This window comes from Gibbsiella greigii (assembly GCF_039540155.1).
Taxonomy (GTDB): Bacteria; Pseudomonadota; Gammaproteobacteria; order Enterobacterales; family Enterobacteriaceae; genus Gibbsiella; species Gibbsiella quercinecans.
In genome coordinates this window covers 1-26,004 of record NZ_BAABEM010000012.1, presented here as the reverse complement: position 1 = coordinate 26,004, position 26,004 = coordinate 1, and the positions used below count along the sequence as shown (strand labels likewise).

45 protein-coding genes and 1 rRNA gene are annotated in these 26,004 nt (G+C 51.7%); 40 read left to right on the top strand and 6 right to left on the bottom strand.

The window, feature by feature from the left end; all coding sequences use genetic code 11:
- The 34 genes from AC559G_RS12130 to AC559G_RS11965 all read left to right on the top strand — a co-directional run.
- On the top strand, positions 1 to 117 hold a 117-nt coding region (locus tag AC559G_RS12130; RefSeq protein ID WP_076995039.1), incomplete at its 5' end, for an EF-Tu C-terminal domain-related protein.
- 130 nt (positions 118 to 247) lie between these two features.
- On the top strand, positions 248 to 442 hold the full coding sequence (gene bfd, locus AC559G_RS12125; protein ID WP_095846797.1) for a bacterioferritin-associated ferredoxin: 195 nt from the start codon (positions 248 to 250) through the stop codon (positions 440 to 442).
- Positions 443 to 516: 74 nt separating this feature from the next.
- Positions 517 to 996 (top strand): bacterioferritin, encoded by a 480-nt coding sequence (bfr, locus tag AC559G_RS12120; RefSeq protein ID WP_095846798.1) that lies wholly within the window; start codon positions 517 to 519, stop codon positions 994 to 996.
- A 393-nt stretch (positions 997 to 1,389) separates the two neighbouring features.
- On the top strand, positions 1,390 to 1,701 hold the full coding sequence (gene rpsJ / locus AC559G_RS12115; protein ID WP_001181005.1) for a 30S ribosomal protein S10: 312 nt from the start codon (positions 1,390 to 1,392) through the stop codon (positions 1,699 to 1,701).
- A 32-nt stretch (positions 1,702 to 1,733) separates the two neighbouring features.
- Entirely contained in the window at positions 1,734 to 2,363 is a 630-nt protein-coding gene (rplC, locus tag AC559G_RS12110; RefSeq protein WP_016538466.1) for a 50S ribosomal protein L3, read from the top strand.
- Positions 2,364 to 2,373: 10 nt separating this feature from the next.
- A complete protein-coding gene (rplD, locus tag AC559G_RS12105; RefSeq protein WP_095846800.1) occupies positions 2,374 to 2,979 on the top strand; it encodes a 50S ribosomal protein L4 in 606 nt (201 codons plus the stop codon).
- Positions 2,976 to 3,278 (top strand): 50S ribosomal protein L23, encoded by a 303-nt coding sequence (gene rplW / locus AC559G_RS12100; RefSeq protein WP_024912206.1) that lies wholly within the window; start codon positions 2,976 to 2,978, stop codon positions 3,276 to 3,278. The genes rplD and rplW overlap by 4 nt, the downstream gene beginning before the upstream one ends.
- Positions 3,279 to 3,296: 18 nt before the next feature.
- Positions 3,297 to 4,121, top strand: a complete 825-nt coding sequence (gene rplB, locus AC559G_RS12095) for a 50S ribosomal protein L2 (RefSeq protein ID WP_438596818.1) — start codon at positions 3,297 to 3,299, stop codon at positions 4,119 to 4,121.
- Positions 4,122 to 4,135: 14 nt separating this feature from the next.
- Entirely contained in the window at positions 4,136 to 4,414 is a 279-nt protein-coding gene (gene rpsS, locus AC559G_RS12090; RefSeq protein WP_004929772.1) for a 30S ribosomal protein S19, read from the top strand.
- Positions 4,415 to 4,428: 14 nt separating this feature from the next.
- Positions 4,429 to 4,761: a 50S ribosomal protein L22 gene (rplV, locus tag AC559G_RS12085; RefSeq protein WP_024912204.1), complete on the top strand. Its 333-nt coding sequence runs from the start codon at positions 4,429 to 4,431 to the stop codon at positions 4,759 to 4,761.
- A gap of 17 nt (positions 4,762 to 4,778) precedes the next feature.
- Positions 4,779 to 5,477: a 30S ribosomal protein S3 gene (rpsC, locus tag AC559G_RS12080; RefSeq protein WP_002919766.1), complete on the top strand. Its 699-nt coding sequence runs from the start codon at positions 4,779 to 4,781 to the stop codon at positions 5,475 to 5,477.
- A gap of 12 nt (positions 5,478 to 5,489) precedes the next feature.
- Complete coding sequence (gene rplP / locus AC559G_RS12075) at positions 5,490 to 5,900, top strand: 50S ribosomal protein L16 (RefSeq protein ID WP_004956184.1); 411 nt, start codon at positions 5,490 to 5,492, stop codon at positions 5,898 to 5,900.
- The gene (gene rpmC, locus AC559G_RS12070; protein WP_015962144.1) at positions 5,900 to 6,091 is read left to right on the top strand and encodes a 50S ribosomal protein L29; all 192 of its coding nucleotides are present in this window, start codon (positions 5,900 to 5,902) and stop codon (positions 6,089 to 6,091) included. The genes rplP and rpmC overlap by 1 nt, the downstream gene beginning before the upstream one ends.
- Positions 6,092 to 6,346 carry a 30S ribosomal protein S17 gene (gene rpsQ, locus AC559G_RS12065; protein WP_023489872.1) on the top strand — a complete coding sequence of 85 codons (255 nt, stop codon included), beginning with the start codon at positions 6,092 to 6,094 and terminating at the stop codon, positions 6,344 to 6,346. It begins immediately after the preceding gene.
- Between the two features lie 171 nt (positions 6,347 to 6,517).
- Positions 6,518 to 6,889, top strand: a complete 372-nt coding sequence (gene rplN / locus AC559G_RS12060; protein ID WP_000613954.1) for a 50S ribosomal protein L14 — start codon at positions 6,518 to 6,520, stop codon at positions 6,887 to 6,889.
- A gap of 10 nt (positions 6,890 to 6,899) precedes the next feature.
- Complete coding sequence (rplX, locus tag AC559G_RS12055; protein WP_117125826.1) at positions 6,900 to 7,214, top strand: 50S ribosomal protein L24; 315 nt, start codon at positions 6,900 to 6,902, stop codon at positions 7,212 to 7,214.
- Positions 7,215 to 7,228: 14 nt separating this feature from the next.
- Entirely contained in the window at positions 7,229 to 7,768 is a 540-nt protein-coding gene (rplE, locus tag AC559G_RS12050) for a 50S ribosomal protein L5 (protein WP_095846804.1), read from the top strand.
- 13 nt (positions 7,769 to 7,781) lie between these two features.
- A complete protein-coding gene (gene rpsN, locus AC559G_RS12045) occupies positions 7,782 to 8,087 on the top strand; it encodes a 30S ribosomal protein S14 (RefSeq protein WP_075183634.1) in 306 nt (101 codons plus the stop codon).
- Between the two features lie 33 nt (positions 8,088 to 8,120).
- The gene (rpsH, locus tag AC559G_RS12040; RefSeq protein ID WP_004846579.1) at positions 8,121 to 8,513 is read left to right on the top strand and encodes a 30S ribosomal protein S8; all 393 of its coding nucleotides are present in this window, start codon (positions 8,121 to 8,123) and stop codon (positions 8,511 to 8,513) included.
- Positions 8,514 to 8,527: 14 nt separating this feature from the next.
- On the top strand, positions 8,528 to 9,061 hold the full coding sequence (gene rplF, locus AC559G_RS12035) for a 50S ribosomal protein L6 (protein ID WP_346083211.1): 534 nt from the start codon (positions 8,528 to 8,530) through the stop codon (positions 9,059 to 9,061).
- Between the two features lie 9 nt (positions 9,062 to 9,070).
- Complete coding sequence (rplR, locus tag AC559G_RS12030) at positions 9,071 to 9,424, top strand: 50S ribosomal protein L18 (RefSeq protein WP_095846806.1); 354 nt, start codon at positions 9,071 to 9,073, stop codon at positions 9,422 to 9,424.
- A gap of 14 nt (positions 9,425 to 9,438) precedes the next feature.
- On the top strand, positions 9,439 to 9,939 hold the full coding sequence (gene rpsE / locus AC559G_RS12025) for a 30S ribosomal protein S5 (RefSeq protein ID WP_004956164.1): 501 nt from the start codon (positions 9,439 to 9,441) through the stop codon (positions 9,937 to 9,939).
- Positions 9,940 to 9,945: 6 nt separating this feature from the next.
- Positions 9,946 to 10,125 carry a 50S ribosomal protein L30 gene (rpmD, locus tag AC559G_RS12020; protein WP_013573701.1) on the top strand — a complete coding sequence of 60 codons (180 nt, stop codon included), beginning with the start codon at positions 9,946 to 9,948 and terminating at the stop codon, positions 10,123 to 10,125.
- A 3-nt stretch (positions 10,126 to 10,128) separates the two neighbouring features.
- A complete protein-coding gene (rplO, locus tag AC559G_RS12015) occupies positions 10,129 to 10,563 on the top strand; it encodes a 50S ribosomal protein L15 (RefSeq protein ID WP_039991315.1) in 435 nt (144 codons plus the stop codon).
- Between the two features lie 7 nt (positions 10,564 to 10,570).
- The gene (gene secY, locus AC559G_RS12010) at positions 10,571 to 11,902 is read left to right on the top strand and encodes a preprotein translocase subunit SecY (protein WP_095846807.1); all 1,332 of its coding nucleotides are present in this window, start codon (positions 10,571 to 10,573) and stop codon (positions 11,900 to 11,902) included.
- Between the two features lie 34 nt (positions 11,903 to 11,936).
- Positions 11,937 to 12,053: a 50S ribosomal protein L36 gene (rpmJ, locus tag AC559G_RS12005; RefSeq protein WP_095846808.1), complete on the top strand. Its 117-nt coding sequence runs from the start codon at positions 11,937 to 11,939 to the stop codon at positions 12,051 to 12,053.
- A 147-nt stretch (positions 12,054 to 12,200) separates the two neighbouring features.
- Positions 12,201 to 12,557: a 30S ribosomal protein S13 gene (rpsM, locus tag AC559G_RS12000; RefSeq protein WP_095846809.1), complete on the top strand. Its 357-nt coding sequence runs from the start codon at positions 12,201 to 12,203 to the stop codon at positions 12,555 to 12,557.
- Between the two features lie 16 nt (positions 12,558 to 12,573).
- The gene (gene rpsK, locus AC559G_RS11995; protein WP_004929731.1) at positions 12,574 to 12,963 is read left to right on the top strand and encodes a 30S ribosomal protein S11; all 390 of its coding nucleotides are present in this window, start codon (positions 12,574 to 12,576) and stop codon (positions 12,961 to 12,963) included.
- Between the two features lie 30 nt (positions 12,964 to 12,993).
- Positions 12,994 to 13,614, top strand: coding sequence for a 30S ribosomal protein S4 (gene rpsD / locus AC559G_RS11990; RefSeq protein WP_438596817.1), 621 nt, complete (start codon positions 12,994 to 12,996; stop codon positions 13,612 to 13,614).
- A 25-nt stretch (positions 13,615 to 13,639) separates the two neighbouring features.
- Positions 13,640 to 14,629, top strand: a complete 990-nt coding sequence (locus AC559G_RS11985; protein ID WP_002919219.1) for a DNA-directed RNA polymerase subunit alpha — start codon at positions 13,640 to 13,642, stop codon at positions 14,627 to 14,629.
- A gap of 40 nt (positions 14,630 to 14,669) precedes the next feature.
- On the top strand, positions 14,670 to 15,059 hold the full coding sequence (gene rplQ, locus AC559G_RS11980) for a 50S ribosomal protein L17 (protein ID WP_164114273.1): 390 nt from the start codon (positions 14,670 to 14,672) through the stop codon (positions 15,057 to 15,059).
- Between the two features lie 149 nt (positions 15,060 to 15,208).
- Positions 15,209 to 15,583: a DnaJ family domain-containing protein gene (locus AC559G_RS11975; protein WP_498912700.1), complete on the top strand. Its 375-nt coding sequence runs from the start codon at positions 15,209 to 15,211 to the stop codon at positions 15,581 to 15,583.
- On the top strand, positions 15,583 to 16,005 hold the full coding sequence (zntR, locus tag AC559G_RS11970) for a Zn(2+)-responsive transcriptional regulator (protein ID WP_438596815.1): 423 nt from the start codon (positions 15,583 to 15,585) through the stop codon (positions 16,003 to 16,005). Before AC559G_RS11975 ends, zntR begins: the two co-directional genes overlap by 1 nt.
- 87 nt (positions 16,006 to 16,092) lie before the next feature.
- Positions 16,093 to 16,299 carry an alternative ribosome-rescue factor A gene (locus AC559G_RS11965; RefSeq protein ID WP_438596820.1) on the top strand — a complete coding sequence of 69 codons (207 nt, stop codon included), beginning with the start codon at positions 16,093 to 16,095 and terminating at the stop codon, positions 16,297 to 16,299.
- Between the two features lie 51 nt (positions 16,300 to 16,350).
- Here AC559G_RS11965 and mscL read toward each other — a convergent pair whose 3' ends face one another.
- The 5 genes from mscL to def all read right to left on the bottom strand — a co-directional run bounded on the left by mscL (position 16,351) and on the right by def (position 21,172).
- Positions 16,351 to 16,767 (bottom strand): large-conductance mechanosensitive channel protein MscL, encoded by a 417-nt coding sequence (gene mscL / locus AC559G_RS11960; protein WP_438596814.1) that lies wholly within the window; start codon positions 16,765 to 16,767, stop codon positions 16,351 to 16,353.
- 138 nt (positions 16,768 to 16,905) lie between these two features.
- On the bottom strand, positions 16,906 to 18,282 hold the full coding sequence (trkA, locus tag AC559G_RS11955; protein WP_095846815.1) for a Trk system potassium transporter TrkA: 1,377 nt from the start codon (positions 18,280 to 18,282) through the stop codon (positions 16,906 to 16,908).
- 57 nt (positions 18,283 to 18,339) lie between these two features.
- Positions 18,340 to 19,626 (bottom strand): 16S rRNA (cytosine(967)-C(5))-methyltransferase, encoded by a 1,287-nt coding sequence (gene rsmB / locus AC559G_RS11950; protein ID WP_498912699.1) that lies wholly within the window; start codon positions 19,624 to 19,626, stop codon positions 18,340 to 18,342.
- A 75-nt stretch (positions 19,627 to 19,701) separates the two neighbouring features.
- On the bottom strand, positions 19,702 to 20,646 hold the full coding sequence (gene fmt / locus AC559G_RS11945; RefSeq protein ID WP_498912698.1) for a methionyl-tRNA formyltransferase: 945 nt from the start codon (positions 20,644 to 20,646) through the stop codon (positions 19,702 to 19,704).
- 16 nt (positions 20,647 to 20,662) lie between these two features.
- Positions 20,663 to 21,172, bottom strand: coding sequence for a peptide deformylase (def, locus tag AC559G_RS11940; protein ID WP_095846818.1), 510 nt, complete (start codon positions 21,170 to 21,172; stop codon positions 20,663 to 20,665).
- A gap of 133 nt (positions 21,173 to 21,305) precedes the next feature.
- Here def and dprA point away from each other — a divergent pair, with 133 nt between their 5' ends.
- Genes dprA through aroE form a run of 5 tightly spaced genes read left to right on the top strand, consistent with a single transcriptional unit; the run spans position 21,306 to position 24,843 of the window.
- Positions 21,306 to 22,427 (top strand): DNA-protecting protein DprA, encoded by a 1,122-nt coding sequence (dprA, locus tag AC559G_RS11935; protein ID WP_438596811.1) that lies wholly within the window; start codon positions 21,306 to 21,308, stop codon positions 22,425 to 22,427.
- A complete protein-coding gene (gene smg, locus AC559G_RS11930) occupies positions 22,399 to 22,872 on the top strand; it encodes a DUF494 family protein Smg (protein ID WP_095846820.1) in 474 nt (157 codons plus the stop codon). The genes dprA and smg overlap by 29 nt, the downstream gene beginning before the upstream one ends.
- Positions 22,873 to 22,897: 25 nt before the next feature.
- Complete coding sequence (locus AC559G_RS11925; protein ID WP_498912697.1) at positions 22,898 to 23,443, top strand: DNA topoisomerase family protein; 546 nt, start codon at positions 22,898 to 22,900, stop codon at positions 23,441 to 23,443.
- Positions 23,444 to 23,451: 8 nt separating this feature from the next.
- Positions 23,452 to 24,009 carry an L-threonylcarbamoyladenylate synthase gene (tsaC, locus tag AC559G_RS11920; RefSeq protein WP_498912696.1) on the top strand — a complete coding sequence of 186 codons (558 nt, stop codon included), beginning with the start codon at positions 23,452 to 23,454 and terminating at the stop codon, positions 24,007 to 24,009.
- Between the two features lie 15 nt (positions 24,010 to 24,024).
- Complete coding sequence (gene aroE, locus AC559G_RS11915) at positions 24,025 to 24,843, top strand: shikimate dehydrogenase (protein ID WP_498912701.1); 819 nt, start codon at positions 24,025 to 24,027, stop codon at positions 24,841 to 24,843.
- Between the two features lie 37 nt (positions 24,844 to 24,880).
- Here aroE and AC559G_RS11910 read toward each other — a convergent pair whose 3' ends face one another.
- On the bottom strand, positions 24,881 to 25,423 hold the full coding sequence (locus AC559G_RS11910) for a gamma carbonic anhydrase family protein (protein ID WP_498912695.1): 543 nt from the start codon (positions 25,421 to 25,423) through the stop codon (positions 24,881 to 24,883).
- Positions 25,424 to 25,896: 473 nt separating this feature from the next.
- Between AC559G_RS11910 and AC559G_RS11905 the strand changes: the two genes are divergently transcribed.
- Positions 25,897 to 26,004, top strand: a 16S ribosomal RNA gene (locus tag AC559G_RS11905); the annotation flags it as partial.

The window sequence follows — 26,004 nt, the reverse complement described above, 5'->3', positions numbered from 1 at the left end:
ATCAAAATGGTAGTGACCCTGATCCACCCAATCGCGATGGACGACGGTCTGCGTTTCGCTATCCGTGAAGGCGGCCGTACCGTAGGCGCGGGCGTTGTTGCTAAAGTTATCGCTTAATCGCTGATAATACAGCTTCATAAAAAGGGCACTTCGGTGCCCTTTTTTTATGGGAAATTTGTTAAATATCAATTGAAATAAAAAGCATTCTTATTTAGAATTGACTCATTGGATAAAAAGTGAGTTATCTATGTACGTATGTTTGTGCAATGCCGTGACTGATAATGCCATCCGTAAGGCCGTTCGTCAGCACAACCCCCACACAATGAAACAGCTGCGTGACCTTGTGCCGATTGGTACCGATTGTGGGAAATGCATTCGCCAGGCAAGACAGATTATGATGGAGGAAAACGCCACCGTTATTCATATGCATAAAGTTGCCTAACAAAAGTAAGGTTATTTTTTGACTCTTGGCTTACAGCTTCTACACTTTTAGAACTGTGTCAGGAGGGATAACCTATGAAAGGCGATAAAAAACTCATTGCACACCTCAATAAACTGCTCGGTAACGAGTTGGTTGCCATCAATCAGTATTTCCTGCATGCCCGAATGTTTAAAAACTGGGGGCTTTTGCGCCTAAACGATAAGGAATACCACGAGTCCATCGACGAGATGAAGCACGCCGATCGCTATATTGAGCGCATCCTGTTTCTGGAAGGGCTGCCGAACCTGCAGGATCTTGGCAAGTTAAATATTGGTGAAGACGTCGAGGAAATGCTGAAGTCCGATCTGCTACTTGAATTGGACGGCGCGAAGGCTCTGCGCGAAGGTATCGCCTATGCTGATTCCATTCATGACTACGTAAGCCGTGATTTGATGCTGGATATTCTGGCCGATGAAGAAGAGCACATCGATTGGCTGGAAACCGAGTTGGATTTGATCCAGCGCTTGGGCATCCAAAACTATGCGCAAGCCCAGGTACTGGAACGCAAAGATTAGTTTCTCCTCGCTTTGAGCCCCCGCCGTTTCCTATCAGGAGAGGGGGCTGTGTCTACTCCGCACTGCGCCAACATGCCGCCTTCCATTCCTTCTCTGCTTTCCGCCTAGCCGGCGCCAGCTTGGGAAGAAGGGGGGCAACGGCTAACTTAACGATATTTTGCGCATATTTTCAACTGCAGCTTGCTTCCACGCTCATTTTGCGTATAATGCGCGGGCTTACCTAATCTTGGTAAGCCTGATTTTAGCGAATCAGTCGATTGGCAGGCACTTTCTGCTTTTCGAACAATACTCCCGATATGGGGGTTATATGTTGACGATTACACTCCCCCATCAATCGAAATGGGTGTGAGGAGTAATTATTTACGTTTATAAAATAATTGGAGCTCTGGTCTCATGCAGAACCAAAGAATCCGTATCCGCCTGAAAGCGTTTGATCATCGTCTGATCGATCAATCAACTGCGGAAATCGTCGAGACTGCTAAGCGCACTGGTGCGCAAGTCCGTGGTCCGATCCCGCTGCCGACCCGCAAAGAGCGCTTTACCGTTCTGATCTCTCCGCACGTCAATAAAGATGCGCGCGATCAGTACGAAATCCGCACTCACAAGCGTCTGGTTGACATCGTTGAGCCAACCGAGAAAACCGTTGATGCTCTGATGCGTCTGGATCTGGCTGCCGGTGTAGACGTGCAGATCAGCCTGGGTTAATCAGGTCATTGAGCGATTGAGAGGTTGAAACAATGATTGGTTTAGTCGGTAAAAAAGTGGGTATGACCCGTATCTTCACTGAAGATGGCGTTTCTATCCCAGTAACCGTAATCGAAGTTGAAGCAAACCGCGTTACTCAGGTTAAAGATCTGGCTAACGATGGTTACCGTGCAGTTCAGGTTACCACTGGTGCTAAAAAAGCTAACCGTGTAACCAAACCTGAAGCGGGTCACTTCGCTAAAGCTGGCGTTGAAGCTGGCCGTGGTCTGTGGGAATTCCGTCTTGCAGAAGGCGAAGAGTTCACCGTAGGTCAAGACATTAGCGTTGAGCTGTTTGCTGAAGTTAAAAAAGTTGACGTAACTGGCACCTCTAAAGGTAAAGGTTTCGCAGGTACCGTTAAGCGCTGGAACTTCCGTACCCAGGACGCTACCCACGGTAACTCCTTGTCTCACCGCGTTCCGGGTTCTATCGGTCAGAACCAGACTCCGGGCAAAGTGTTCAAAGGCAAGAAAATGGCAGGTCAGCTGGGTAACGAACGTGTAACCGTTCAGAGCCTGGACGTAGTACGTGTTGACGCTGAGCGCAACCTGCTGCTGGTTAAAGGTGCTGTCCCGGGTGCAACCGGTAGCGACCTGATCGTTAAACCAGCTGTGAAGGCGTAAGGGGATAGCAATGGAATTAGTATTGAAAGACGCGCAGAGCGCGCTGACTGTTTCCGAAACTACCTTCGGTCGTGATTTCAACGAAGCGCTGGTACATCAGGTTGTTGTTGCTTACGCAGCAGGTGCCCGTCAAGGTACTCGTGCTCAGAAGACCCGTGCTGAAGTGACTGGTTCCGGTAAGAAACCATGGCGTCAGAAAGGTACCGGCCGTGCGCGTTCAGGTTCTATCAAGAGCCCGATCTGGCGTTCCGGTGGCGTAACCTTCGCTGCCAAGCCACAGGACCACAGTCAGAAAGTAAACAAAAAGATGTACCGCGGCGCGCTGAAAAGCATCCTGTCCGAACTGGTACGTCAAGATCGTCTGATCGTTGTCGAGAAGTTCTCTGTAGAAGCACCTAAAACCAAGCTGCTGGCACAGAAACTGAAAGATATGGCCCTGGAAGACGTGCTGATTGTAACCGGCGAAGTCGACGAGAATCTGTTCCTGGCCGCCCGTAACCTGTACAAGGTTGACGTGCGCGATGTAGCAGGTATCGATCCAGTTAGCCTGATCGCCTTCGACAAAGTGGTTATGACTGCTGATGCTGTGAAGCAAGTTGAGGAGATGCTGGCATGATCCGTGAAGAACGTTTGCTGAAAGTGCTGCGTGCACCGCACGTATCTGAAAAAGCATCCACTGCGATGGAAAAAAGCAACACCATCGTTCTCAAAGTTGCCAAAGACGCGACCAAAGCAGAAATCAAAGCTGCAGTGCAGAAACTGTTTGAAGTCGAAGTCGAAGACGTGAACACCCTGGTAGTGAAAGGGAAAGTGAAACGTCACGGTCAGCGTGTTGGTCGTCGTAGCGACTGGAAAAAAGCTTACGTCACCCTGAAAGAAGGCCAGAACCTGGACTTCATCGGCGGCGCAGAGTAAGTCGGAGGAGTAAGAACAATGGCAATTGTTAAATGTAAACCTACATCTCCGGGTCGTCGCCACGTTGTTAAAGTGGTTAACCCTGAGCTGCACAAGGGTAAACCTTATGCCCCGCTGCTGGAAAAACTGAGCAAAAGCGGTGGTCGTAACAACAATGGCCGCATCACTACCCGTCATATCGGTGGTGGTCACAAGCAGGCTTACCGTATTGTTGACTTTAAACGCAACAAAGACGGTATCCCGGCTGTGGTTGAACGTCTGGAGTACGATCCGAACCGTTCCGCGAACATCGCGCTGGTTCTGTACAAAGACGGCGAACGCCGTTACATCCTGGCGCCGAAAGGCCTGAAAGCTGGTGACCAGATTCAATCTGGCGTTGATGCTGCTATCAAAGCAGGTAACACCCTGCCAATGCGCAACATCCCAGTAGGTTCAACGGTTCATAACGTAGAAATGAAACCAGGTAAAGGCGGCCAGTTGGCGCGCTCTGCCGGTGCATACGTTCAGATCGTTGCTCGTGATGGTTCCTACGTAACTCTGCGTCTGCGCTCCGGCGAAATGCGTAAAGTGCCAGCAGATTGCCGCGCCACCCTGGGTGAAGTCGGTAATGCTGAACACATGCTGCGCGTCCTGGGTAAAGCAGGTGCTGCACGTTGGCGTGGTGTTCGTCCTACCGTTCGCGGTACGGCGATGAACCCAGTCGATCACCCGCACGGTGGTGGTGAAGGTCGTAACTTTGGTAAGCACCCGGTTTCTCCGTGGGGCGTTCAGACCAAAGGTAAGAAGACCCGTAGCAACAAGCGTACTGACAAGTTCATCGTACGTCGCCGTAGTAAAAAATAATTAGAGGATAAGCCATGCCACGTTCTCTCAAGAAAGGTCCTTTTATTGACCTGCACTTGCTGAAGAAGGTAGAGAAAGCGGTGGAAAGCGGTGACAAGAAGCCTTTGCGCACTTGGTCCCGTCGTTCAACGATCTTTCCTAACATGATCGGTTTGACCATCGCTGTCCATAATGGTCGTCAGCACGTACCAGTCTTTGTTTCCGACGAAATGGTCGGTCACAAACTGGGTGAATTCGCGCCGACTCGTACTTATCGCGGCCATGCGGCTGATAAAAAAGCTAAAAAGCGCTAAGGTAGGAGGAAGAGATGGAAACTATCGCTAAACATCGCCACGCTCGTTCTTCTGCTCAGAAGGTTCGCCTTGTTGCTGACCTGATCCGCGGTAAGAAAGTGTCGCAAGCTCTGGAAACTCTGACCTACACCAACAAGAAAGCTGCTGGTCTGGTTAAGAAAGTGCTGGAGTCTGCCATTGCTAACGCAGAACACAACGATGGCGCTGACATCGATGATCTGAAAGTCGCGAAAATCTTCGTAGACGAAGGCCCTAGCATGAAGCGCATTATGCCGCGTGCAAAAGGTCGTGCAGATCGCATCCTGAAGCGCACCAGCCACATCACTGTGGTTGTGTCCGATCGCTGAGACTCTGGAGACTAGCAATGGGTCAGAAAGTACATCCTAATGGTATTCGCCTGGGTATTGTCAAACCTTGGAACTCTACCTGGTTCGCGAATACCAAAGAATTCGCTGACAACCTGGACAGCGACTTTAAAGTTCGTCAATTCCTGACCAAGGAACTGGCGAAGGCTTCCGTTTCTCGCATCGTTATCGAACGTCCTGCGAAGAGCATCCGTGTGACCATTCACACCGCTCGTCCAGGCATCGTTATCGGCAAGAAAGGTGAAGACGTCGAAAAACTGCGTAAGGTCGTAGCGGATATCGCTGGCGTTCCTGCACAGATCAACATCGCCGAAGTCCGTAAACCGGAACTGGACGCAAAATTGGTTGCTGACAGCATCACTTCACAGCTGGAACGTCGCGTTATGTTCCGTCGTGCTATGAAGCGTGCCGTACAGAACGCCATGCGTCTTGGCGCTAAAGGCATCAAAGTTGAAGTAAGCGGCCGTCTTGGCGGTGCTGAAATCGCGCGTACCGAATGGTACCGTGAAGGTCGTGTTCCGTTGCATACTCTGCGTGCGGATATCGATTACAACACGTCTGAAGCACACACCACTTATGGTGTAATCGGCGTTAAGGTATGGATCTTCAAAGGTGAGATCCTGGGTGGTATGGCTGCAGTTGAACAACCGGAACCGGCTGCTCAACCTAAAAAGCAGCAGCGTAAAGGCCGCAAGTAAGGAGAGTCGCTGATGTTACAACCAAAGCGTACAAAATTCCGTAAGATGCATAAAGGCCGCAACCGTGGTCTGGCGCAGGGTACGGATGTTAGCTTCGGCACTTTCGGTCTGAAAGCTGTTGGCCGTGGCCGTCTGACTGCTCGTCAAATCGAAGCAGCTCGTCGTGCAATGACTCGTGCAGTTAAGCGTCAAGGTAAGATCTGGATCCGTGTATTCCCGGACAAACCGATCACCGAGAAGCCGCTCGAAGTGCGTATGGGTAAAGGTAAGGGTAACGTAGAGTATTGGGTTGCCCTGATCCAGCCTGGTAAAGTCCTGTACGAAATGGACGGTGTGCCGGAAGAGCTGGCCCGTGAGGCATTCAAGCTGGCAGCAGCGAAACTGCCGATCAAAACCACCTTTGTAACTAAGACGGTGATGTAATGAAAGCACAAGAGCTGCGTGAAAAAAGCGTTGAAGAGCTGAACACTGAGCTGCTCAACCTGCTGCGTGAGCAATTCAACTTGCGCATGCAGGCGGCGAGTGGCCAGCTGCAACAAACTCACCTGTTGAAACAAGTGCGTCGTGATGTCGCACGCGTTAAGACTTTACTGACTGAAAAGGCGGGTGCGTAAATGACTGATATTATCCGTACTCTGCAAGGTCGTGTTGTTAGCGACAAAATGGAGAAATCCATTGTTGTGGCTATCGAACGTACGGTGAAGCACCCGATCTACGGGAAATTCATCAAACGTACGACTAAATTGCACGTACATGACGAGAACAACGAATGTGGTATCGGCGACGTGGTGGAAATCCGCGAATGCCGCCCACTGTCCAAGACCAAATCCTGGACGTTGGTTCGCGTTGTAGAGAAAGCAATTCTGTAATAGAGTGAGCTCTCTCTAACTTAATAAACGGCTCAACCCATGAGCCGTTTATTTTTTCTACCCATGCCCGGGATGTGGTGTTATAATGCTGCGCCCTTGGTTATGGGGCTTTTCAACGGCCTAAATTACTTGGGTCTTTAAAGTAGTAGTTGACATTAGCGGAGCACTAAAATGATCCAAGAACAGACTATGCTGAACGTCGCCGACAACTCCGGTGCACGTCGCGTAATGTGTATCAAGGTTCTAGGTGGCTCGCACCGTCGCTACGCAGGCGTCGGCGACATCATCAAAATTACCATCAAGGAAGCAATTCCTCGCGGTAAGGTGAAGAAAGGCGATGTGCTGAAGGCGGTAGTGGTGCGCACCAAGAAGGGTGTACGTCGCCCGGACGGTTCTGTCATTCGCTTCGATGGTAATGCATGCGTTATTTTGAACAATAACAGCGAGCAACCCATCGGTACGCGTATTTTTGGGCCGGTAACTCGTGAACTGCGTAATGAGAAGTTCATGAAAATTATCTCTCTGGCACCAGAAGTACTCTAAGGAGCGAACCATGGCAGCGAAAATCCGTCGTGATGACGAAGTTATCGTGCTTACCGGGAAAGATAAAGGTAAACGCGGTAAAGTAAAAAATGTCCTGTCTTCTGGTAAGGTCATTGTTGAAGGTATCAACCTGGTTAAAAAACATCAGAAGCCTGTTCCGGCCCTGAACCAACCAGGCGGCATCGTTGAAAAAGAAACTGCAATTCAGGTTTCTAACGTTGCTATCTTCAACGCGGCAACCGGCAAGGCTGACCGTGTAGGCTTTAGATTCGAAGACGGCAAAAAAGTCCGTTTCTTCAAGTCTAACAGCGAAACTATCAAGTAATTTGGAGTAATACGATGGCGAAACTGCATGATTACTACAAAGACGAGGTAGTTAAACAACTGATGTCTCAGTTTAACTACAATTCTGTCATGCAAGTCCCTCGGGTCGAGAAGATCACCCTGAACATGGGTGTTGGTGAAGCGATCGCTGACAAAAAACTGCTGGATAACGCAGCAGCTGATTTGGCAGCAATCTCCGGTCAAAAACCGCTGATCACCAAAGCACGCAAATCTGTTGCAGGCTTCAAAATCCGCCAGGGCTATCCGATCGGCTGTAAAGTAACTCTGCGTGGCGAACGCATGTGGGAGTTCTTTGAGCGTCTGATTTCCATTGCTGTTCCGCGTATCCGTGACTTCCGTGGCCTGTCCACCAAGTCTTTCGACGGTCGTGGCAACTACAGCATGGGTGTGCGTGAGCAAATCATCTTCCCAGAAATCGACTACGATAAAGTCGATCGCGTTCGTGGTTTGGATATTACCATTACCACTACTGCGAAATCTGATGATGAAGGCCGCGCATTGTTGGCTGCTTTTAACTTCCCGTTCCGCAAGTAAGGCAGGGTTACTGATGGCTAAGCAATCAATGAAAGCACGCGAAGTAAAACGCGTGAAGTTAGCTGATAAGTTCTTTGCAAAACGCGCTGAACTGAAAGCTATTATCTCTGATGTGAACGCTTCCGATGAAGATCGTTGGAATGCTGTTCTCAAGCTGCAGACTCTGCCGCGTGATTCCAGCCCGTCCCGTCAGCGTAATCGCTGCCGCCAAACTGGCCGTCCGCACGCTTTCCTGCGTAAGTTCGGGTTGAGCCGTATCAAGGTCCGTGAAGCCGCTATGCGCGGTGAAATTCCGGGCTTGAAAAAGGCTAGCTGGTAATTGTCACCAATTGAATCACGGGAGTAAAGACAGATGAGCATGCAAGATCCGATCGCGGATATGCTGACCCGTATCCGTAACGGTCAGGCCGCGAACAAAGTTGCGGTCACCATGCCTTCCTCCAAGCTGAAAGTGGCAATAGCCAACGTGCTGAAGGAAGAAGGTTTCATTGAAGATTTCAAAATCGAAGGCGACACCAAGCCTGTGCTGGAACTGGTACTGAAGTACTTCCAGGGCAAAGCTGTGGTAGAAAGCATTCAGCGTATCAGCCGCCCAGGTCTGCGCATCTATAAGAAAAAAGATGAGCTGCCAAAAGTTATGGCCGGTTTGGGTATCGCTGTCGTTTCTACATCTAAAGGTGTTATGACCGATCGTGCAGCTCGCCAGGCTGGTCTTGGTGGCGAGATTATCTGCTACGTAGCTTAATTCGGGAGGAAAGAATGTCTCGTGTTGCAAAAGCACCCGTCGTCATTCCTGCCGGCGTAGAGGTAAAACTCAACGGTCAGGTTATTTCGATTAAGGGTAAAAACGGCGAGTTGACTCGTACTGTCCATGACGCCGTTGAAGTGAAGCAAGAAGCTAATGCTCTGACTTTCGCACCGCGCGAAGGCTTTGCAAACGCTTGGGCCCTTGCGGGCACCACGCGCGCTCTGCTGAACGCAATGGTTATTGGTGTTACCGAAGGCTTCTCTAGGAAGCTTCAACTGGTAGGTGTTGGTTATCGTGCTGCCGTTAAAGGCAACGTGGTGAATTTAGCCCTGGGCTTTTCTCATCCAATCGATCACCAACTGCCAGCAGGTATTACTGCTGAATGCCCAAGCCAGACTGAAATCGTGCTGAAAGGCGCTGATAAACAGGCTGTTGGTCAGGTTGCTGCGGAAATACGTGCCTACCGTCGTCCTGAGCCTTACAAAGGCAAAGGTGTCCGTTACGCCGACGAAGTCGTGCGTACCAAAGAGGCTAAGAAGAAGTAAGGTAACACTATGGATAAGAAATCTGCTCGTATCCGTCGTGCGACCCGCGCACGCCGCAAGCTCAAAGAACTGGGTGCAACCCGCCTGGTGGTACATCGTACCCCGCGTCATATTTACGCACAGGTTATTGCTTCCAACGGTTCTGAAGTACTGGTAGCCGCTTCTACTGTAGAAAAAGCTATTACTGAGCAACTGAAGTACTCCGGCAACAAAGACGCAGCAGCAGCAGTAGGTAAAGCTATCGCTGAACGCGCGTTGGAAAAGGGCATCAAAGATGTTTCCTTTGACCGTTCCGGTTTCCAATATCATGGTCGAGTCCAGGCACTGGCAGATGCTGCCCGTGAAGCTGGCCTTCAGTTCTAAGGAAGAGGTTTAAGATGGCTCACATCGAAAAACAAGCTGGCGAACTGCAGGAAAAGCTGATCGCGGTAAACCGCGTATCTAAAACTGTAAAAGGTGGCCGTATTTTCAGCTTTACCGCACTGACTGTTGTTGGTGATGGTAACGGTCGCGTTGGTTTTGGCTACGGCAAAGCACGCGAAGTTCCGGCAGCGATCCAGAAAGCGATGGAAAAAGCCCGTCGCAACATGATGAATGTCGCGCTGAACAGCGGCACCCTGCAGCACCCGGTTAAAGGTGCTCACACGGGTTCTCGTGTGTTCATGCAGCCGGCCTCCGAAGGTACCGGTATCATCGCCGGTGGTGCAATGCGCGCCGTTTTGGAAGTCGCTGGGGTTCATAACGTATTGGCTAAAGCTTATGGTTCCACCAACCCGATCAACGTGGTTCGTGCAACTATTGATGCTTTGGCAAATATGAAGTCCCCTGAAATGGTCGCTGCCAAGCGTGGTAAATCCGTTGCAGACATTCTGGGGTAATTGACCATGGCTAAGACTATTAAAGTAACACAAACTCGCAGTTCCATTGGCCGTCTGCCGAAGCATAAAGCTACTCTGCTCGGTCTGGGTCTGCGTCGCATTGGTCACACCGTAGAGCGTGAGGATACTCCTGCTGTTCGCGGTATGATCAACCTGGTTTCCTACATGGTTAAAGTTGAGGAGTAACAGATGCGTTTAAATACTCTGTCTCCGGCTGAAGGTGCCAAGCATGCGCCGAAGCGTGTAGGTCGTGGTATTGGTTCAGGCCTGGGTAAAACCGGCGGCCGTGGTCACAAAGGTCAGAAGTCTCGTTCTGGCGGTGGCGTACGTCGCGGGTTTGAAGGTGGTCAGATGCCTTTATACCGTCGTTTGCCGAAATTCGGCTTCACCTCTCGCAAAGCTATGATCACGGCAGAAGTTCGTCTGTCTGAACTGGCTCTGATTGAAGGCGACGTAATCGACCTGAACACGCTGAAAGCCGCTAACGTTGTTGGTACCCAGATTGAATTCGCGAAAGTTATGCTTTCTGGCGAAATCACTCGTCCGGTTACCCTGCGTGGTCTGCGTGTCACCAAAGGCGCTCGTGCTGCTATCGAAGCTGCTGGCGGTAAAATTGAGGAATAAGTAGCAGATGGCTAAGCAACCAGGATTAGATTTTCAAAGTGCTAAAGGCGGACTCGGCGAGCTGAAGCGCAGACTTTTGTTTGTTATTGGCGCGTTGATTGTCTTCCGTATCGGCTCTTTTATTCCGATTCCTGGTATCGATGCCACTGTGCTTGCCAAATTGCTCGATCAGCAAAGAGGCACTATCATTGAAATGTTTAACATGTTCTCTGGTGGTGCCCTTAGCCGTGCTTCTATCTTTGCGTTGGGTATCATGCCGTATATTTCGGCGTCGATAATCATCCAGCTGCTAACGGTGGTTCATCCTGCGTTGGCGGAAATAAAGAAAGAAGGGGAGGCTGGCCGTCGCAAGATTAGCCAGTATACCCGCTACGGTACGCTGGTATTGGCCATATTCCAGTCGATCGGTATTGCTACCGGTTTACCGAATATGCCTGGTATGCAGGGCCTGGTGTTAAACCCAGGCTTTGCATTCTACTTTACTGCGGTTGTGAGCCTGGTTACCGGGACAATGTTCCTGATGTGGCTGGGTGAACAGATTACTGAACGCGGTATCGGCAACGGTATCTCGATCATTATCTTCGCAGGTATTGTGGCGGGGCTCCCGCCGGCAATTGGCCATACTATCGAGCAAGCCCGGCAAGGCGACCTGCACTTCCTTCTGTTGCTGTTGGTTGCAGTATTGGTGTTTGCAGTAACCTTCTTCGTTGTTTTCATCGAACGTGGTCAACGCCGTATCGTCGTTAACTATGCGAAACGTCAACAAGGTCGTCGCGTTTATGCTGCACAGAGCACGCACTTACCGTTGAAAGTGAACATGGCAGGCGTAATTCCTGCGATCTTTGCTTCCAGCATTATTCTGTTCCCAGCCACGATTGCATCTTGGTTTGGGGGCGGTACCGGTTGGAACTGGCTGACAACGATTTCGCTGTATTTGCAGCCAGGGCAACCGCTTTATGTGTTACTCTATGCGTCTGCAATCATCTTCTTCTGTTTCTTCTACACGGCGTTGGTTTTCAACCCGCGTGAAACGGCAGATAACCTGAAGAAGTCCGGTGCCTTCGTACCAGGAATTCGTCCGGGAGAACAAACGGCGAAGTACATCGATAAAGTAATGACGCGTTTAACCCTGGTGGGCGCGATGTACATTACTTTCATCTGCCTGATCCCGGAGTTCATGCGTGATGCAATGAAAGTACCATTCTACTTTGGTGGTACCTCGCTACTGATCGTGGTTGTCGTCATCATGGACTTTATGGCTCAAGTGCAAACTCTGATGATGTCAAGTCAGTACGAGTCTGCATTGAAGAAAGCAAACCTGAAAGGCTATAACCGCTAGTCGGGTTTTGTTTGAGAAGTTACGGAGAGTAAAAATGAAAGTTCGTGCTTCCGTCAAGAAATTATGTCGTGGCTGCAAAATCGTTCGTCGTAACGGTGTTGTTCGTGTTATTTGCAGCGTCGAACCGAAGCATAAACAGCGTCAAGGCTGATTATCTCGCATATTTTTCTTGCAAAGTTGGGTTGAGCTGGCTAGATTAGCCAGCCAATCTTTTGTTATGTCACTGCAACGCTGTTTGAGTATCCTGAAAACGGGCTTTTCAGAATGGTGTTGCCGTATTAAATAGTAGGAGTGCATAGTGGCCCGTATAGCAGGCATTAACATTCCTGATCAAAAACATACCGTTATCGCATTAACAGCGATCTTCGGCATCGGTAAGACTCGTTCCCAGGCCATTTGTGCTGCAGCGGGTATTGCTGAAAATGTTAAGATCAGTGAGCTGTCTGAAGAGCAAATCGAAAAGCTGCGTGACGAAGTTGCTAAATTCACCGTTGAAGGTGATTTGCGTCGTGAAGTTACCCTGAGCATCAAGCGTCTGATGGATCTTGGTTGCTACCGTGGTTTGCGTCATCGTCGTGGTCTTCCAGTTCGCGGTCAGCGTACTAAGACCAACGCTCGTACCCGTAAGGGTCCGCGCAAGCCGATCAAGAAATAATCGGGGTGATTGAATAATGGCAAAGGCACCTGTTCGTACACGTAAGCGTGTAAGAAAGCAAGTCTCTGACGGCGTGGCTCATATCCATGCTTCTTTTAACAACACCATCGTTACCATTACTGATCGTCAGGGTAATGCGTTGGGTTGGGCAACTGCCGGTGGTTCCGGTTTCCGTGGTTCTCGTAAGTCGACTCCGTTTGCAGCACAGGTTGCCGCTGAACGTTGTGCCGACGCTGTAAAAGAATACGGTATCAAGAACTTGGAAGTTATGGTTAAAGGACCTGGTCCTGGTCGTGAGTCTACTATCCGCGCTCTGAACGCGGCTGGTTTCCGCATCACTAACATTACTGATGTGACTCCGATCCCTCATAACGGTTGTCGTCCGCCGAAAAAGCGCCGCGTATAACGCTGCTTTTAGGATTGTTGGAGAAAGAAAATGGCAAGATATTTGGGTCCTAAGCTCAAGCTGAGCCGTCGTGAGGGCACAGACCTGTTCCTTAAGTCTGGCGTTCGCGCGATCGATTCCAAGTGTAAGATTGAACAAGCACCTGGTCAGCACGGTGCGCGTAAACCGCGTCTGTCTGATTACGGTGTTCAGTTGCGTGAAAAGCAAAAAGTTCGCCGTATGTACGGTGTTCTGGAGCGTCAGTTCCGTAACTATTACAAAGAAGCAGCCCGCCTGAAAGGCAACACCGGTGAAAACCTGTTGCAACTGCTGGAAGGCCGTCTGGACAACGTTGTTTATCGTATGGGCTTCGGCGCCACTCGTGCAGAAGCACGTCAGCTGGTTAGCCACAAAGCTATCATGGTAAATGGTCGCGTTGTTAACATCGCTTCTTATCAGGTATCTCCGAATGACGTAGTCAGCATCCGCGAGAAAGCTAAAAAGCAGTCTCGTGTTAAGGCTTCTCTGGAGCTGGCTGAGCAGCGTGAAAAGCCGACTTGGCTGGAAGTTGATGCTGCTAAGATGGAAGGTGTGTTCAAACGTATTCCTGAACGTACCGATCTGTCTGCGGACATTAACGAACACCTGATCGTCGAGCTTTACTCCAAGTAAAGCTTAGTACCAAAGAGAGGACACAATGCAGGGTTCTGTGACAGAGTTTCTAAAACCGCGCCTGGTAGATATCGAGCAAGTCAGTTCGACGCACGCCAAGGTGACCCTTGAGCCTTTAGAGCGTGGCTTTGGCCATACTCTTGGCAACGCACTGCGCCGTATTCTGCTTTCATCTATGCCGGGTTGCGCGGTGACCGAGGTTGAGATTGATGGTGTACTGCATGAGTACAGCACCAAAGAAGGCGTACAGGAAGATATCCTGGAGATCCTGCTCAACCTGAAAGGGCTGGCGGTGAGAGTTCAAGGCAAAGATGAAGTTATTCTTACCCTGAATAAATCTGGCATTGGCCCTGTGACCGCTGCCGACATTACCCATGATGGTGATGTCGAAATCGTCAAGCCGCAACACGTCATCTGCCACCTGACCGATGAGAACGCAGCTATTAGCATGCGTATCAAAGTTCAGCGCGGCCGTGGTTATGTGCCGGCTTCTGCCCGAATTCATTCGGAAGAAGATGAGCGCCCAATCGGTCGTCTGTTGGTCGACGCCTGCTACAGCCCTGTAGAGCGTATTGCCTACAATGTTGAAGCAGCGCGTGTAGAACAGCGTACCGACCTGGACAAGCTGGTAATCGAAATGGAAACCAATGGCACGATCGATCCTGAAGAGGCGATCCGCCGTGCGGCAACCATTCTGGCCGAACAACTGGAAGCTTTCGTTGACTTACGTGATGTTCGTCAGCCGGAAGTAAAAGAAGAGAAACCAGAATTCGATCCGATCCTGCTGCGCCCTGTTGACGATCTGGAATTGACTGTCCGCTCTGCTAACTGCCTTAAGGCAGAAGCTATCCACTACATCGGTGATCTGGTACAGCGTACCGAGGTTGAGCTGCTTAAAACGCCTAACCTGGGTAAAAAATCTCTTACTGAGATTAAAGACGTGCTGGCCTCCCGTGGTCTGTCTCTGGGCATGCGCCTGGAAAACTGGCCACCGGCAAGCATTGCTGACGAGTAACCGGATCACAGGTTAAGGTTTTACTGAGAAGGATAAGGTCATGCGCCATCGTAAGAGTGGTCGTCAACTGAACCGTAACAGCAGCCACCGCCAGGCTATGTTCCGTAACATGGCCGGCTCTTTGGTTCGTCATGAAATCATCAAGACGACCCTGCCAAAAGCGAAAGAGCTGCGTCGCGTTGTTGAGCCGCTGATTACTCTTGCCAAGACCGACAGCGTAGCTAATCGTCGTCTGGCATTCGCACGTACTCGTGATAACGAGATCGTGGCAAAACTGTTTAACGAGCTGGGCCCGCGTTTCGCGAGCCGTGCCGGTGGTTACACTCGCATTCTGAAGTGTGGCTTCCGCGCAGGCGACAACGCGCCGATGGCATACATCGAGCTGGTTGATCGTGCTGAGTCTCAAGCAGAAGTAGCAGCTGCAGAGTAATTTGCAGTCGCGTAAAAAAACCGGGCTTGCCCGGTTTTTTTACGTCTGTTGTCTGGTAAATATTCACTCCTCCTAATAGAACGGCTTAAGATCCCCATCGCTATCTACTATGCTAACGTTATCTATCCGGCCTACTGAGGAATGATATTGTGGGATTGCTAGATGAATGGGCAGAGCGCCATATTCGTGACGCTCAGGCCAAAGGCGAGTTTGATAACTTGCCGGGCGTAGGGAAACCCCTGGAGCTTGATGATGACAGTGCGGTGCCCGAAGAATTGCGCGCCGGCTATCGGTTGCTGAAAAACGCCGGCTATTTACCCCCGGAGTTAGAAGATCGCAAAGAGGCGCTAACCGTTGCCGATCTGCTGCAGACAATAGATAGCACCCATCCGGACTATGCCGCACTCAGTAAACGCTTGACACTGTTAGAACTGCGTTTGCGCCAGGCCGGCATGAGCACCGACTTTCTGTATGGCGACTATCAGCAGGCGCTGACTGGGAAATTCACCCCGGAGGACAGGTAATGTTTAAAATAGGCCAGTTGGCAAAGCTTGCTGACGTCACGCCGGATACGGTTCGCTATTATGAAAAGCAGGGTATGATGCTGCATGGCAGCCGTTCCGAAGGCGGATACCGCTTGTATAGCGAACAGGATTTACAACGCTTGCGTTTTATACGCTATGCTAAGCAACTGGGGTTTACGCTGGAAACCATTGCAGAGTTGTTATCGATCCGCGTGGATCCAGAGCACCATACCTGCCAGGAATCAAAGTCGATTGTTGATGCCCGTTTGCAGGAGGTTGAAACGAAGCTATCCGAGCTGACGCGCATGCGTGAATCACTCAAGCGTTTGAGCGATGCCTGCTGCGGCAGCGCGCATACCAGCAAATATTGTTCAATCCTGGAGGCTCTGGAACAGGGCGCCAGTGATAAAATAAACCCCTAATTATGATTAAGCGCTAATACCGATGGTTGAGCGTATCAGCGGGACGAGCGCTGGGGCATACATCTGATTATTTATTGGAGTATTACTATGACTAAATATCGCCATACCCGGGGCCAAATACGGGATAACGCCATTCAGGCCTTACTGCACGATCCTTTATTTCATCAGCGTGTTGAAACAAACGCGAAAGGGAAAGGCAGCTACCGCCGTAAAGAGAAACACAGCAAACGGGGGAACTGGGAGGGCAGTGGCAAGCGATCAGGCGATCATTTGCCACTGCCTTTCTGGTTTTAAGTATAAAAAAAGCCATCCGCGAAGATGGCCTCTGCATAATGATTTTACTGATTATTTGGACTGTTGTTGGCTCAGCAAATCACGGATTTCCGTCAGCAGTTTCTCTTCCGCAGAAGGGGCCGGGGGGGTTGCCGGCGCCGGTTCCTCTTCCTGCTTACGGCGCAGTTTGTTCATGAGTTTAATCGCCATAAAGATGGCAAAGGCGACGATAACAAAATCGAAAACGGTTTGAATAAATGCGCCATAGTTCATGACAACAGCGGGAACGCTGCCTTGTGCTTCACGTAATACCAAATGGAACTGTTTGAAATCAACGCCGCCAATCAATAAACCCAGCGGCGGCATGATGATATCAGCAACCAGCGAAGAAACGATTTTACCGAACGCTGCGCCGATAATCACACCGACTGCCAAATCAACTACGTTGCCACGCATGGCAAATTCGCGGAACTCTTTCAACATACTCATAAACACACTCCTTGCAAAATTAACAACACAAGTTTAACAAAGCAATATCCCATTGCCATACGTCATGCCAGAAAAGTTATCATCTTTCCCTGTAGCAGATAGGTTGCCGGTAGAAGCATATCTGTCCTTTTTCCGCTGCTAAAGGAAAAACGGACTTGGCTGGAATAAGCGTTCAACATCCGGCACAAATTTTTTATCGGTAATAAACATAATGACGTGGTCGCCCTGTTCTATGCGGCTATTCCCGTTGGCGATGATGACATCATCACCGCGAACTATGGCGCCAATGGTGGTGCCCGGCGGCAGTTTGATCTCTTCAACGATACGGCCAACCACTTTTGAGGTGGTTTCGTCACCATGCGCGATAGCTTCGATGGCTTCAGCAACGCCCCGGCGCAGCGAGGAGACGCTGACAATATCGGCTTTGCGCACATGGCCTAATAATGCGGAAATGGTTGCCTGCTGCGGCGAGATTGCGATATCAATCACGCTGCCCTGCACCAGATCGACGTAGGCGCGGCGTTGGATCAGCACCATCACCTTTTTGGCCCCCATGCGTTTGGCCAGCATCGCCGACATGATATTGGCTTCGTCATCGTTGGTAATGGCGATAAACACATCAACCTGTTCGACATGCTCTTCTGCCAGCAATTCCTGATCTGAAGCATCGCCATAAAACACGGTGGTGTCGTGCAACTGTTCCGCCAGCTCTGCCGCCCGTTGCTGATTGCGCTCAATCAGCTTCACGTTATAGGCTTTTTCCAACCTGGCGGCCAGGCCCGCTCCCACGTTGCCGCCGCCGACGATCATGATGCGTTTGTAGGGCTTCTCCAGGCGTTGCAGTTCACTCATTACCGCCCGAATATGCTGGGATGCGGCAACAAAGAACACTTCATCACCGGCTTCAATAATGGTTGAGCCCTGCGGGCGGATAGGCCGATCCTGGCGGAAAATCGCCGCCACGCGGGTATCGATGTGTGGCATATGTTCACGCAGCGATGAAAGCGCATTGCCGACCAGCGGGCCGCCGTAATAGGCTTTTACCGCCGCTATGCTGACTTTGCCTTCGGCGAAGTTAACCACCTGCAGTGTCCCTGGGTATTCGATCAGCTTATAAATATAATCGATAACCAACTGTTCCGGTGAAATGAGGTGGTCAATCGGCACGGCCTCCGGCTGGAACAGCTTATCTGCTTCGCGAATATATTCTGATGCGCGAATACGGGCGATACGATTCGGCGTATTAAACAACGAATAGGCAATCTGGCAGGCTACCATGTTGGTTTCGTCCGAATTGGTCACCGCGACCAGCATATCTGCGTCTTCTGCTCCGGCTTCACGTAGCACCCTGGGGTGGGAGCCATGCCCTGGCACCACGCGCAGATCGAACTTGTCCTGTAGCTGGCGCAAACGGTCGGAATCGGTATCTACCACGGTGATATCGTTATTTTCGCCAACCAGGTTTTCTGCCAGTGTTCCACCGACCTGACCTGCGCCAAGAATAATTATTTTCATCGTGTTCTCTGTTTCACACTGCAACGGTAAGCATGCATGGCTCTGCACCCGGAAGGGTTACATTTTAATGAGCTTAGCGTAAAAGAAGCCATCCCCCTGCTCCGGGTGTGGCAAATTCTGTCGCCCTAGCTGGGTATTGTCACCAGTTTCAATCAGTTTGGCATCGCTATGGCGCTGCAGGAAAGCGGCAATTTGCTCACTGTTTTCCTGCGGCAGGATCGAACAGGTGGCATATACCATCACGCCCTGGCGCTTCAGATGCGGCCAAATGGCATCCAGTATTTTCGCTTGCAGGCCGGCCAGTTCGGCGATATCGCCGTCACGCCGTAGCCATTTTATATCCGGATGGCGCCGGATGACGCCGGTGGCCGAGCAAGGTGCATCCAGCAGGATGCGGTCAAACTGTTTTTCACCGCACCAGGCGCCCGGTGTGCAGCCATCGCCCAGTTTCACTTCAGCGTTAAGGCGCAACCGCTGTAGATTCTCTTTTACCCGGCTCAGGCGCTGTTTATCAATATCAACGGCCATCACGTGGGCCTTAGCCGCTTCCAGAATATGGGTAGTTTTGCCGCCGGGGGCGGCGCAAAGGTCGAGGATCTGCTCGCCGTCTTGCGGATCCAGTAGATCGACGCAGTGCTGTGCGGAGGCATCCTGCACGGTGATCCAGCCGTCGGCGAAGCCTGGAAGATCGTTCACGCCGCAAGGTGCGACTAAACGTATGGCATCCGGGTATTGCGGATGTGGCAGCGCGGCAATGCCGCTTTGTTCCAGCAGCGCCAGATAAGCATCACGAGTGTGGTGCAGGCGGTTAACACGCAGCCACATAGGCGGTTTCTGGTTATTGGCGTCGATGATTTGTTGCCATTGTGCCGGATAGGCCTGTTGGATGCGCTTAAGCAGCCAGCTTGGGTGCAGGTAGCGGCTATCGCTGTTGGCCGCACGCGCCAGTAACGCTTCCTGCTGGCGCTGGAACTGGCGCAAGACGCCGTTAATCAAGCCTTTGAGCTGAGGGCGTTTTAACGCTACTGCACCTTCGACCGTTTCTGCCAGTACCGCATGCGACGGTATCCGGGTATACAGCAATTGATACATACCGACCATCAATAGATAGTGCAGCGGGCGCTGCTTGCCGGTCATGGGTTTGGCCATCAGTTGCTGGATGCACCATTCCAACTGCGGCAGCACACGCAAGGTGCCAAAGCATAATTCCTGCAACAATGCGCGGTCTTTGTCGGCGATGTTTTTTTGTAATGTGGGCAGGATCGCACTCAGGGACTGTCCCTGATCCAGCACCTGGCCGATGGCTTTGGCCGCTATGCTGCGGAGGTTGTAATTGTTTTTCATAGGCTAAAGCTGATCGTCGGCATTGAGAAACAAACCGCCCGGCAAACGGGGCCGGGCGAGAAGAGTTGGTTGTGGCTACAACCGGTTACCGGGCGTAAACCACTCGCGGCGTGAATTCAGTAGATCTTGCGCCGACATGGGTTTTTTACCCGCAGGCTGGAGTTGCAACAGGTTAAGGATACCGTCTGCGGTCGCCACCTGAATGCCGTGTTTATCTACATGCACTATCGTGCCCGGCTCAGCATCGCTGCGCCCGGCAATGACGGCTGCTTTCCACACTTTTACCGGTTGCTCATCAATAGTGAAGTAGCTCACCGGCCACGGGTTGAATGCGCGGATGCAGCGTTCCAACTGCGCGGCGGAGAGGCTCCAGTCCAGGCGGGCCTCCTCTTTGCTCAATTTTTCTGCATAGGTGGCCAGCGCTTCATCCTGCGCTTCACGCTGCGCGGTACCCGCCGCCAATTGCTGCAGCGTTGTCAGTAAGCCTTGCGGGCCCAGCTCGGCCAGTTTGGCATATAGCGTGGCGCTGGTATCCGTGGCTTCAATGGGGCACGGGATTTTATGCATCATATCGCCGGTATCAAGCCCGACGTCCATCTGCATGATGGTCACCCCGGTTTCACTATCGCCGGCCCACAGGGAACGCTGGATAGGGGCTGCGCCACGCCAACGGGGGAGCAACGAACCATGGACGTTGATGCAACCCAAGTGCGGCATATCAAGCACCGCTTTGGGCAGGATCAGGCCATAGGCCACCACGACCATGACATCCGCATGAAGATTGGCCACCAACCGTTGGTTTTCTTCCGGGCGCAGCGATTTCGGCTGGAACACCGGCAGTTGGTGCTGTTCGGCCAAGACTTTAACCGGGCTGGGCGTTAATTTGTTGCCACGCCCTGCAGGCCGATCGGGCTGGGTGAAGATACCGACAACCTGATGTCCAGACGACAACAGCGCGTCAAGATGACGCGCTGCAAAGTCTGGGGTGCCGGCGAAAATAATCCGTAATGAGTCAGACACGTTGATTCCCTGTTCGTTAAGCGCGCGCTTGCAACCTGGCCATCTTCTCCAGTTTCTGGCGGATCCGCTGGCGTTTCAACGGCGACAGGTAGTCAATAAACAGTTTCCCCAACAGGTGATCCATTTCATGCTGAATACAGATGGCCAGCAGACCGTCGGTTTCCAACTCATACTGTTTGCCTTCGCGATCCAGCGCGCGGATTTTCACGGTTTCGGCACGCGGCACTAAAGCTCGCTGCTCAGGAATAGACAGGCAGCCTTCTTCAATCCCGGTTTCGCCGCTTTTTTCCAGCAGTTCAGGATTAATCAGCACCAAGGGAGTATCGCGGTTTTCAGAAACATCAATGACGATAATCCGCTGATGAATATCCACCTGCGTTGCTGCCAAGCCAATGCCTTCCTCTGCGTACATGGTTTCGAACATATCGTCCACGATGCGCTGGATATCTGCATTAACTTCTTTTACCGGAGCCGCAACTTTGCGCAGCCGCTCGTCTGGGAAATGTAATACCTGCAATACTGACATATATCTTTAGATCTATATCCAAGTGATAGAGTAGAGTTTAGTCACTATTCTAGACATTTCCCGTCTTGATTGACAGCATCGTTAGCCAATTGTACGAATTGATAATACCAACAATATCAGCGAGGGATTGCCGATGCTGCCGGAAGAAATCAGCCTGAGAATGCACGGCGTGAGGGGGATCGATGTCGTGCAGTCATACCACGTATTAAAGCAGTTGCTTGCGGATGGCGGCGATCCCTACCGTTTGCTGCCGGCGCTGGGGATGAATGCGCAGCAGTGTGCCCAGTTCCGCCAGATCCCGCCGGCTTATCTTTCCGCCACGCTGCGCTGGCTTGAATCTCCTGGCCACCACCTGCTGGTCTATGGAGATACTGCTTATCCCGAGTGTTTATCTGCGATCGATGATGCTCCGTTGCTGCTGTTAGTCAATGGCGATCTTCAGGCGCTACGGCAGCCGCAGGTGGCCATGGTCGGGAGCCGTCATCACAGCCATTACGGTGAACAGTGGGGGCGCTATTTCGCCGCGGGGCTGGTGCATTGTGGTTTTACCGTAACCAGTGGCCTTGCTATGGGGATCGACGGTATTTGCCATCGTGCCGTGTTGGAAGCGGAAGGGCAGACCATCGCCGTGCTGGGCAGCGGTCTTGAAAATGTCTATCCACGCCGTCATCGCCGCCTTGCTGAACACATTGTGGCGCAAGGCGGGGCGGTTATCTCTGAGCACCTGGTCAGCGATCTGCCGTTGGCGGATCATTTTCCGCGGCGTAATCGTATTATCAGCGGCTTAAGTCTGGGCGTGCTGGTGGTGGAAGCCTCGCTACGCAGCGGCTCGCTGATTACCGCCCGCTGCGCGTTGGAGCAGGGGCGGGAGGTTTTCGCGCTGCCGGGGCCGCTTGGCAACCCGATGAGCGGGGGAACGCATTGGTTAATTCAACAGGGCGCCAGCTTGATTACCGAGCCGAAGGATATCGCCGAACAACTGGGAAGTGGGCTGAATTGGCTGTCTGTCAGCGAAAAAACAACTATTTCTTCGCCAGAAGCCGAAGTTGAATTGCCATTTGCCGATGTGTTGGCTAACGTAGGAGATGAGGTGACACCTGTTGACGTCGTCGCTGAACGTGCCGGCCAACCTGTGCCAGAGGTGGTAATCAAATTACTCGATCTGGAGTTAGCAGGATGGATCGCAGCTGTACCCGGCGGCTATGTCCGGATAAGGAGGGCAAGCCATGTTCGACGTACTCATGTACTTATTTGAAACTTATATCCACAATGAACCAGAGATGCGCGTCGATCAGGATAAACTGACCGATGATCTCGCCGAGGCGGGGTTTCATCGGGATGATATCTACAACGCGTTGAATTGGCTTGAGAAACTTGCAGATCTGCAAGAAGGCGAAAACGCACCGTATTTTATGGGTGCCGATCCGCTGGCTATGCGGATTTACACGGAAGAAGAAAGCGTGCGTCTGGATGCCAGCTGCCGTGGTTTCCTCCTGTTCCTTGAACAGATTCAGGTATTGAACCTCGAGACCCGTGAAATGGTCATTGACCGTGTTATGGCCCTGGATAATACGGAATTCGATCTCGAAGATCTGAAATGGGTTGTGTTGATGGTGCTGTTTAATATCCCCGGATATGAAAGCGCGTATCAGCAAATGGAAGAACTGTTGTTTGAAGTAAACGAAGGTTATCTGCACTGAGCGGATAGCGCGCATAGAAGATGTTATGACAAAAACAGCGATTTTTGCCGCCAGGCAAAATGAACCATGTCCGGAATGCGGGGCCGAGCTGGTGATCCGCAGTGGTCGCCACGGCCCTTTTCTCGGTTGTTCCCAATACCCTGCATGCCAATATATTCGCCCGCTGAAGGCGCAGGCGGATGGTCATATTGTGAAAGTGCTGGATGGCCAGCAATGTCCGAAGTGCCAGGCCACGTTGCTGTTGCGCCAGGGGCGTTACGGTATGTTTATTGGGTGCAGTAATTACCCGCAGTGCGATCATACCGAGGTGATAGACAAACCTGACGAAACCAGTATCACCTGCCCGCAATGCGGCCAGGGAAAATTGCTACAGCGCAAATCGCGTTACGGGAAAGTTTTTCATTCCTGCGATCGCTACCCCGAGTGCCAGTTTGCGCTTAATTTTAAACCGGTTGCCGGTGAATGTGCCTATTGCCATTATCCACTGCTGATGGAAAAGCGGACTGCAAAGGGAACGGTGCTCTGTTGCGCCAGTAAACAGTGTGGTAAACCCGTCGCGACCCAAGAATAAAAGACACCATGAGCTCAGACTTCACCTCTATTATTGCTGTGCTGCGCAATCAGCAGGTTATTGCTTACCCGACAGAAGCCGTATTCGGGCTAGGTTGCGATCCTGATAGTGAAAAGGCCGTTAATGCCTTGTTGGCGCTAAAGCAGCGCCCCTGGGAAAAGGGATTGATCCTGATCGCTGCAGATTACGCGCAGCTGTTGCCTTACATTGACGACAGTGCGCTGAATGACCAGCAACGGGCCCGCGTTTTTGCCACCTGGCCTGGGCCGGTGACCTGGGTGATTCCGGCCCGGCCAGAAACGCCACGTTTCCTTACCGGGCGTTTTAATTCACTGGCCGTGCGCGTTAGCGATCATCCTTTGGTCCAGCGACTTTGCCGTCAGTATGGCAAGCCACTGGTTTCAACCAGTGCCAATCTCAGTGGTCAGGAGCCTTGCCGCACGTCTGAAGATGTCTTGCTGCAGTTTGGCCAAGGGTTTCCGGTCTTGGCAGGCAGCGTGGGGGGCCGGCTGAATCCATCAGAAATACGCGATGCCCTAACGGGGCAGCAAATCCGACAAGGGTAGGGGCAATCGATGAGCATGGTGACGTTTGCAGTCTTCGGTAATCCTGTTGGCCACAGTAAATCGCCGCGTATTCATGCGCTGTTTGCTGCGCAAACCGGGATTGAACATCCCTACGGCACGGTGTTGGCGCCATTAGATAACTTTGAATCGACACTACGGGCATTTGTCGGCGCGGGCGGAAAAGGGGCGAATATCACCGTTCCCTTTAAAGAACGTGCTTATGCCATGGCGGATGAATTAAGTGAGCGTGCTGCGTTGGCCGGTGCGGTAAATACCATCAAGGTTTTGGCTGATGGGCGTTTACTGGGGGACAATACGGATGGCGTTGGCCTGCTTACCGATCTGCAAAACCAGCGGTTGATTCAGCCTGGCAATCGTATCCTGTTGATTGGCGCCGGCGGTGCCGCCCGCGGCGTGATACTCCCGCTGTTATCCTTTGGCTGTGACATTACTATTACCAACCGTACCTTTAGCCGCGCCCAGGAATTGGCGCAGGCTTTTCGGCACGTGGGGGAAATCAGCGCGGTGCCAATGAGCCAACTGGCGCAGCGGGATTTTGATCTGGTGATCAATGCAACGGCTTCCGGTATTCATGGTGAGGTGCCGGAATTACCACCCAACGTGGTTAACGCACAAAGCCGCTGTTATGACATGTTCTATCAGCCGGGGCTGACGCCATTTCTGGCGTGGGCGCAGCAGCAGGGAGCCACGCATTTTGCCGATGGCCTGGGCATGCTGGTGGGCCAGGCGGCGCATTCTTTCCATATTTGGCATGGTGTTATGCCGCAGATTGAACCGGTATTGCAGCAGTTGCACAACGAATTGGCTATATAACCTTGTTGCCCGTTCCCTACTTGGGAACGGGTCGCGCTTAGATATCTTGCGACAGATAGTCGTCTTTCCAACGCACATAGTTATTGGCGGAGTAAATCAGCCCTTCAAGCTCCTCCGGGGTGAGCGGTCGCACCTGCCGTGCTGGGCTGCCAAGATACAGATAGCCTGAAGCCAGCCGCTTGCCTGGGGCCACCAGGCTGCCGGCGCCAATCATGACATCGTCTTCTATAATGGCGCCGTCCAGCAGGATCGAACCCATTCCCACTAATACGCGGTTGCCGATGGTGCAGCCATGCAACATTGCTTTATGCCCGACGGTGACGTTCTCGCCGATCAATAACGGAAACCCTTCCTGGTTGTGAGCAGACTGATGGGTGACATGGAGCACGCTACCGTCCTGGATATTACTGCGAGCGCCAATTCTAACGGCGTTAACGTCGCCACGGATCGCAACCAGCGGCCAGATGCTGACGTCATCCCCCAATTCGACATTACCGATCACAACGCTTGACGGATCGATCATGACGCGTTGCCCGATCTTGGGCAAATAATGAAGATAAGGACGTATTGCTTCAGACATGGTCAGCCCCAAATAAGAATATGCTACCGGCAATACTAGCCACTGCTGTTGGAATTACAACCAATAGTGCGGAGGGATCCGCCGCCGTGCGGGGCGGATCGCATAAGATCCACTCGAAGGGGTGCAGAAATGTCCAAACAGAAAGAAAAGATCAAAAAAGGGTTGTGCAAAAAAATCGGATCCCTATAATGCGCCTCCATCGACACGGCGCAAGTGATTCACTTCACGAANCCTGAAATTTGGGGTTGACTCTGAAAGAGGAAAGCGTAATATACGCCACCTCGAGTGAACGAGCCAAGTCTCGTAACTCATTGCTCTTTAACAATTTATCAGACAATCTGTGTGGGCACTCACAAGACGATATCCAGCACCTTCGAGTGCAAAAAAATATCAAGTCTTGAAGAGTGACTAACTGAAGTAAAATTCATGCAGTAAATCTTCGAGCACGCTATTCACTTAGCAAATCAAGCTTTTAATTGAAGAGTTTGATCATGGCTCAGATTGAACGCTGGCGGCAGGCCTAACACATGCAAGTCGAGCGGCAGCGGGAGGAAGCTTGCTTCCTCGCCGGCGAGCGGCGG